7 protein-coding genes and 1 tRNA gene are annotated in these 6,917 nt (G+C 70.4%); 3 read left to right on the forward strand and 5 right to left on the reverse strand.

All coding sequences use genetic code 11. The features are described from left to right. A partial coding sequence (locus tag ITI46_RS32175; RefSeq protein ID WP_209243480.1) for a M23 family metallopeptidase occupies positions 1 to 422 on the forward strand: 422 nt, incomplete at its 5' end. A gap of 33 nt (positions 423 to 455) precedes the next feature. On the opposite strand, the gene ITI46_RS32180 is transcribed toward ITI46_RS32175, so the two are convergent. Then, on the reverse strand, positions 456 to 944 hold the full coding sequence (locus ITI46_RS32180) for a DUF6233 domain-containing protein (protein ID WP_307808414.1): 489 nt from the start codon (positions 942 to 944) through the stop codon (positions 456 to 458). A 166-nt stretch (positions 945 to 1,110) separates the two neighbouring features. Here ITI46_RS32180 and ITI46_RS32185 point away from each other — a divergent pair, with 166 nt between their 5' ends. After that, complete coding sequence (locus ITI46_RS32185; protein WP_247746925.1) at positions 1,111 to 1,326, forward strand: hypothetical protein; 216 nt, start codon at positions 1,111 to 1,113, stop codon at positions 1,324 to 1,326. Positions 1,327 to 1,459: 133 nt separating this feature from the next. Here ITI46_RS32185 and ITI46_RS32190 read toward each other — a convergent pair whose 3' ends face one another. From ITI46_RS32190 to ITI46_RS32205, 4 genes are all read right to left on the reverse strand, one after another. Beyond that, on the reverse strand, positions 1,460 to 2,713 hold the full coding sequence (locus ITI46_RS32190; protein WP_307808415.1) for a cation:proton antiporter: 1,254 nt from the start codon (positions 2,711 to 2,713) through the stop codon (positions 1,460 to 1,462). Positions 2,714 to 2,807: 94 nt separating this feature from the next. Next, positions 2,808 to 2,880: transfer RNA gene (locus tag ITI46_RS32195), tRNA-His, on the reverse strand. Between the two features lie 112 nt (positions 2,881 to 2,992). Then, positions 2,993 to 3,598 (reverse strand): oligoribonuclease, encoded by a 606-nt coding sequence (orn, locus tag ITI46_RS32200; RefSeq protein ID WP_209212704.1) that lies wholly within the window; start codon positions 3,596 to 3,598, stop codon positions 2,993 to 2,995. A 28-nt stretch (positions 3,599 to 3,626) separates the two neighbouring features. Next, complete coding sequence (locus tag ITI46_RS32205; protein ID WP_209243483.1) at positions 3,627 to 5,141, reverse strand: GlxA family transcriptional regulator; 1,515 nt, start codon at positions 5,139 to 5,141, stop codon at positions 3,627 to 3,629. A gap of 991 nt (positions 5,142 to 6,132) precedes the next feature. Between ITI46_RS32205 and ITI46_RS32210 the strand changes: the two genes are divergently transcribed. Next, positions 6,133 to 6,654: a universal stress protein gene (locus tag ITI46_RS32210; RefSeq protein ID WP_209243484.1), complete on the forward strand. Its 522-nt coding sequence runs from the start codon at positions 6,133 to 6,135 to the stop codon at positions 6,652 to 6,654. The last annotated feature ends 263 nt before the right edge of the window (positions 6,655 to 6,917 follow it).

A 6,917-nucleotide genomic window follows, 5' to 3' on the forward strand; every position in this document is an offset into this window, starting at 1 on the left:
GGGCCGGAAGCAGCTGGGTGCGGCCGGTGACCCTCTCGCAGGCCCCGGTCTCGCAGCCGTACGGCGTCAGCGGCAGCTGGGCGGCGGGCTATCACACCGGGGTCGACCTGGGCGTCCCCGTGGGCACCCCGGTGCAGTCCGTCGGCCCGGGAACGGTGGTCGAGGCGGGGTGGGCGGGCGCCTACGGCAACGCCGTGACCGTACGGATGACTGACGGCGAGTACGTCCTCTACGCCCATCTGTCCCGGATCCACGTGGCGGTCGGCGCAGCCGTCAGGCCCGGCACCCGGCTCGGCCTCTCCGGCAACACGGGCCGCTCCTCCGGCCCCCACCTCCACTTCGAGGTGCGGGCCCAGCGCGGCTACGGCACGGACATCGACCCGGTCCGCTATCTCGCCGAGCACGGCGTGCGCCTCGCCTGACGCGCCGCCCGGCCCGCCCCGCCGGCGGGTACGTCAGCGGCGCAGGCCAGGCCGGCCCAGCACCCGGTCGGGGCGGCAGACGTCGCACACCCGTGCCTCCTCGGTCCGCGCCAGCAGCTCCACCGCTTCCCGGGTGGTGATGCGCCGGGTGAGCCAGCCGTCGCGGGCCTGCCAGCAGTCCCTGCGGTGTACGCACCACCACGGCTCGCTCTCGCCGATTCCCCGCATCCGGACGGCCACCCACTGCCGGCCGGCCACGGCGCCGACCGTGGGCACCGCGTCGTAGCGCTCGCCGGGGATGGGGGTGATGTTCTCGGCCGCGACGCTGATCGCGGTCGGGGCGCTCTTGGGTTCGGCGCGCCCGTCGGGGTGCTCGTAGCGGCTCGGCAGGATCGCCTCGCACTCGTACCACCAGTGGCCGTCGGGCGTACGGGAGCGGCCGGTGACGATCACGTCCAGCTCCTGCCCGTCCGGCATCCGGGCCCGTGCCCACGGTCCCGCACGGTCGCGCCACTCACTCACGTACCGAATATTAGTTCGAATGAGGAGGTGGGTGAGGAGGCAGGTCGGGAAGCAGGTGCGCCGTCCGGGTTCTTTCCGGGCAGTGTTGTCGTGTTGTACCAAAACGTCACACTTTGCCCGCCATTGTGGTGCCTCGTCCAACCAACCCTTGGAGGTTCACATGCGCATGCGTACGCTCGTGCGTTCCGTCGCCGTCGGCTTCGCCGTTCTGGGCCTGGCCGGTGCCGGTGCGGGCTCGGCCGCCGCCTGGCCGAAGGGGCACCAGTACAACTGGGTGCACGAGTCGGTCAAGAAGGAGATCAAGAAGGTGAACATCTCCGACGACGACACCAACATCTCCGACTCGGTCTTCTTCGTCTTCGGCCCGATGGTGATGGACTGAGCCGAACGCTTCCCCGTGGCAGACGCCTAGCGCTCTGCCTGCCCGTCAGCACTGCGTTCCCGTCTCCCGCTGGGAGGCCGGGAACGCGGTGTTTTTCATGAGTGTCGCGCCCCGAGGGGCAGCCGGACGCGCCCTACGTTCTGGGCCCCTCCACCCGCTTCGGGGGCTTCCGCTCGCCCTTGCCGAACGGCCAGCGGGGGCCGCGTTCGTCGTCGGGGATACCCGCGAGCTCCTCGACGTCGAAGAGCCGGGCGATGGGCACGTCCGAGCTGCTGTGGGCGACGATCGAGAAGGCGATGGTGACGGCGATGAGCGTGAACGCCTCCTCGCCGCGCGGGATTCCGGCCTGGAGCACCAGCAGCCCGTAGACCACCGAGGCGAAGCCCTTGGGCCCGAACCAGGCGGCCGTCAGCTTCTCCCGCCGGTCGAAGGACGTGCCGACCAGGGACAGCAGCAGCGAGGCCGGCCTGATCAGCACGATCGCCAGCACGGCGACCACATATCCGCCGAAGGACAGCTCACCGAACAGCTCCCCGGTCAGCAGCGCGCCGAAGATCAGCAGCGCTGCGAACTTCGCCAGCTCGGACAGCGAGTCGCCCAGCGGCTCGAACGCCTGCTTGGCCTCGGGGGAGACGGCCGCGAGCACGGAACCCGCACTGAACGCGGCGAGATAGGCGTTGGCGTGGGTCAGATGGCAGACCGAGTACAGGATCACGCCGATGGCCAGCGGGCCCAGCGGCTGGAGCTTGGGCTCGGCACCCAGCAGCCGGAACCGCAGCAGCCCGTTGACGAGCAGCGGCGCCACGATGCCGAAGGCCAGGCCGAGGAACAGCTCCAGGGCGATACTGCCTAGCGAGGCGTGCTCGCCGTGCCCGCTCGGCGCCGCTGCGGCGAGGAAGATCAGCACGAAGGGCAGCGCCAGCCCGTCGTTGATCCCGCTCTCGACGTTCAGCAGCTGCCGCAGCCGGGCCGGCACCTGCCGGCGGCCGACGATGGCGGAGGCGAACACCGGGTCGGTGGGGGAGAGCACAGCGCCGACGAGGAACGAGGTCGTCCAGTCGAAGCCGACGAGCCAGTGCGTGAGCAGCGCGATACCGAGGAACGCCAGTGGCATCCCGAGCCCGAGCGCCCGCGCCGGACTCTTCCACCGCTCCCGCAGATCCGCGAAGCGGACATGCATGCCGTCCGTGAACAACACGGCGAACAGGGCCAGATCGGCTGTGACCCGGACGATATCGCTCTCGGGTGCCACATGGATGAGCCCGAGCCCGCCGTCGCCGACCAGCGCGCCACCCGCCAGGAAGAGCAGCGAGGTGGACAGCACCGACCGTGCCGCGAGTCCGGACAGCAGCACGGCGACCAGCAGGGCCACCCCGAAGACGATCACCAGGATCAAGAGAACCCCCCGACAGCTGACCCGTACACACGTCAGGAGGCCCTGTGGCCCGCGTTTCCGCCGGCCACAGGGCCTCCGAGTGAAGGGTGATCGACGGGACTTGAACCCGCGACATCCTGGACCACAACCAGGTGCTCTACCAACTGAGCTACGACCACCATGTCCGGCGGGGGAGAGAAGATCTTCCCTGACCGGCCGCTACGAGTGTACAGGTTCCCGAGCCGTGCTCGCTCCCGGGTTTACCGGCGTCGCCACCTGCCGCCCCGGGGATCAGTCCGCCGGGGGCAGCACATGCCGGGCCGCGATCTTCTTCGCCGTCTCCGAGTCGGGCCCCGGCTGGGGCACGAAGACCGCCTCGCGGTAGTAGCGCAGCTCGGCGATGGACTCGCGGATGTCGGCCAGCGCCCGGTGGTTGCCGTTCTTCTCCGGGCTGTTGTAGTAGGCGCGCGGATACCAGCGGCGTGCCAGCTCCTTGACGGAGGAGACGTCCACGATGCGGTAGTGCAGATGGCCGTCGAGCGCGGGCATGTCCCGGGCGAGGAACCCGCGGTCGGTGCTGATGGAGTTGCCGCACAGCGGCGCCTTGCCGGCCTCCGGGACCCACTCGCGTACGTACGCCAGAACGCGGGCCTCGGCGTCGGCCAGTGTCGTACCCGCGTCCAGCTCCTCCAGCAGACCGGAGGTGGTGTGCATCTCGCGCACCACCTCCGGCATCGCCTCCAGGGCGTGTGCGGGCGGGCGGATCACGATGTCCACGCCGTCGCCGAGTACGTTCAGCTCCGAGTCGGTCACCAGCGCGGCCACCTCGATGAGCGCGTCATCGGACAGCGAGAGGCCGGTCATCTCGCAGTCGATCCACACCATGCGATCGTTCATGCTCTTCACACTACGTGACGCGGGCCGCTCAGCCCGCTCCGCGTCCGCGCTGCCCCGGTACCCGCGGCGCGAACGCGTCCGACTCCGGTTTGCCCTGCTCAACGCGGTCGGAGCGGTTCTGCTGTGCGTTCCGGTGTTCTCTCAGCTCCTGTCGGATCTCGTGCCGGGTCTCCTGCCTGGTGCCGTACGCCGACGGTCCGTTCGTCGACGGTCCGTTCGCCGCTCCCGGCTCATGGCCGCTCCCTGAGGGCCCGGAATGCCCGGGGTGTCCCGCGTGCCCGGGGTGCCCCGGGTGGCCGCCGCCGGGGTGGCCCGGGTGCCCGGGTGGCCCCTGGTGTCCGGTCTGCCCCGCCGGTCCCGGGTGCCCCGGCGGGGCCTGCTGGGACTGGTGCGGCAGCCGCGGGGGACCCTCGGGGCCCTGACCGCCGGGTCCGGGGCCACCGGTTCCGGGCCCGCCCGCCGTCGCTCCGCCCGCGCCAGGGGTGCCCGGTCCGTCGTGGCCCTGCTCCCCGTCCGGCCGGCGCGCGCGGTACGCGGCACGGTAGGCGGCCGGGGAGGCGCCGAGCTGGCGGCGGAAGTGGCCGCGCAGCGCGACGGGCGAGCGGAAGCCGCAGCGGCCCGCCACCTCGTCGACGGAGTAGTCCGACGTCTCCAGCAGCCGCTGCGCCTGGAGCACGCGCTGGGTGATGAGCCACTGCAGTGGAGCGCTCCCAGTAAGAGACCGGAAGCGCCGGTCGAAGGTGCGGCGGCTCATGTACGCGCGCGCGGCGAGCGTCTCCACGTCGAACTGCTCGTGGAGGTGTTCCAGGGCCCAGGCGACGACCTCGGCGAGCGGGTCGGCGCCGATCTCCTCTGGTAAGGAGCGGTCCAGGTGACGGGGGTGGCCGCCGGTCTCCTGGCCGTTGCCGCGGCGGGGCGGCACCACCAGCCGGCGGGCGAGCGCTCCGGCGGCCTCGGCGCCGTGGTCGGTGCGTACGACGTGCAGGCACAGGTCTATGCCCGCTGCCGTGCCGGCCGAGGTGAGGATGTCGCCGTCGTCCACGAACAGTTCGCGGGGATCGACGTGCACGGCCGGGTAGCGCTTGGCGAGCGTCGGCGCGTACATCCAGTGGGTGGTGGCCGGGCGGCCGTCCAGCAGCCCGGCGGCCGCGAGGACGAAGGCGCCGGTGCACAGCCCGATGACACGGGCCCCCTCCTCGTGCGCGCGGCGCAGCGCGTCCAGTGCGGCCGGTGGTGGTGGCTGGGTGATGGAGCGCCAGGCGGGCACGACGACGGTGCCCGCGCGGGAGATCGCCTCCAGCCCGAACGGCGCGCTCAACTGGAGCCCGCCTGTGGTACGCAGTGGCCCGTCCTCGCCCGCGCAGACCAACAGCCTGTAGCGCGGAACTCCGGCGTCCTGGCGGTCGATTCCGAAGACGGAGAGCGGGATGGAACTCTCGAAGATGGGACCACCGCTGAAGAGCAACACCGCCACGATCTCGCGCCGGCGGCGCGCGGCCAGCTTGCGGGTCTCGACTGGGCCGTTCGTGGAGTCCTGGCTCATTGGAACTAAGCCCCCCTCAATCGTTGTGTTCCTCTCGGTCCATGCAGCATCTCCCCCGCTCTCCCCCGCAGCGAAAGCCAAGATCGAATCTACTGCGTCGGATGAGGTGGGCGGTGCAAGTTCGGCATCCGGCGCTATGTCGACAAGGCAACTTGGCGTGAAGCATTCGATCACGAAGCGTTTCACTCAACAGCGCTTCAGGGAAGTACGCATGCCCTCTCTGCCCCATCAACGTAGGGTGCACACCCGCGCGCCGCTCCTTTCCTCCCTGGTGGCAGGGGGGTTGGGGACGGGGGCTGCAAGGACTGCAAAGAGGCGGCAAGTTGGCTGAAATTCGAGGGGGGTCTGGCGTGCGACCCGGTCATCTGAGGGATGGGCGCCAGTGACGCGAGGGGTGTCTGAGGCGTGTGTGACAGGTGGTGTACGCCCCGCGTGCGCGGCACGCGACGGTGCGTGATTTTTTGTGACTCTGTGCGCGCCGGTGTGTTCCGTTGTGCGCCCCGAGGGGTCGTCTCGCGCCAACGCAACGGTCGGGTCAGGTTCACTCGCCGTACCACTGGGAGGCGCCCCGTACGGGCCGTGCTGGAGGGGAAGCGTTCCCACGGCGTGTGACCAGCGCGGCACGAGGGGTGCACGAGTCGCCCGGCCGCGCCGCCCGACACCGCTTCCGGCCACGGCGGCCACGTACGCCTGTCAAGGAGGCGCGTAAGGGGCGTAAGGCGGCATTGCGCTGCGGCCTGTGCTGAGGCATGCTCCGGGGTCAGCTGCCTCGGGCGGCCGTCAATCTTTACCTGGGCAAGAGGTGAGTGCGGCCGTACCCTGTGGGTAAGGGACTTGGGAAGACGATTCCCGGTCTTCATCGAGCAGGCCGTACAGGCACCAGCAGATCTCGACCGAGAGATCGACAGAAGAGATCGACAGAGCAGATCCGAAAGAGCGCAAGCCGTCCGTCGTCCCTCTGCACAGAGGACTCACTTCGCCGAGACAAGTCATGGCAGGACACGAGATCCCTGACCCAGCAGACCGCAGGCAGGTCGCCGACTCGACGGCGGTCCCCGAAGCGGCGGACGAGACGCGCCACTCCTGCGATCCCGCCTTCCAGCACGGTGTCGTCGTCGGCTTCGACGGCTCGGTCTCCAGTGAGCGTGCGCTGGCATACGCCATCGGTATGGCCCACCGCTCCGGCTCCGGACTGATCATCGTCCACGTCGCCAACCGGCTGCCGACCACCGTATGGGCGGGGTGCGAGCCGCCCGTCTTCGTCGATGTCCCCGATCACCGCACCGAGGTGCTCGGGCTCGAGCTCGCCTGTGCCGATCATCTGGCGGAGGTGCCCTGGATCCTGGTGGAACGGGGCGGCGACATCTGCCACGAGCTGGAAGAGGTCGGCAGCGAGTACGCGGCCGACGCCATCGTGGTCGGCTCGACGCACGGGCTGGTGGGGCGGATCTTCGGCTCCGTGGCCGGACGGCTCGCCCGTCGCGCCCAGCGCCCGGTCATCGTCGTCCCCTGAGGCGACGCCGGAGCCTGACCCCTCGCCGACTCCCTTGTACATGCCGGGAGTTGTGCGTCGGCGTAATTACCGTACATCGACAAATCTACCCACCCGTAGAGGTGGGTCGTGCGCTTGTGAGGGGCATACAGACAACACACGGGTGACGGAGACCCGAGGGCGTGCTGCCGGACGGGAGGTGACGGTCCCGTACGGCAGCCCACCCGCCGGCGTAATGGGCGACGCCGGCACAGGGGAGGCGGAATCCCGCGCGGTTGGTGGCC

This window comes from Streptomyces oryzae (assembly GCF_017676365.1).
Taxonomy (GTDB): Bacteria; Actinomycetota; Actinomycetes; order Streptomycetales; family Streptomycetaceae; genus Streptomyces; species Streptomyces oryzae.

What these genes read in the sequence shown, in the direction of transcription:
- ITI46_RS32185 (WP_247746925.1), top strand. Translation starts at nt 1,111, where the DNA reads ATGCGTACGCTCGTGCGTTCCGTCGCCGTCGGCTTCGCCGTTCTGGGC.
- orn (WP_209212704.1), bottom strand. Translation starts at nt 3,598, where the DNA reads ATGAACGATCGCATGGTGTGGATCGACTGCGAGATGACCGGCCTCTCG.
- ITI46_RS32205 (WP_209243483.1), bottom strand. Translation starts at nt 5,141, where the DNA reads ATGAGCCAGGACTCCACGAACGGCCCAGTCGAGACCCGCAAGCTGGCC.
- ITI46_RS32210 (WP_209243484.1), top strand. Translation starts at nt 6,133, where the DNA reads ATGGCAGGACACGAGATCCCTGACCCAGCAGACCGCAGGCAGGTCGCC.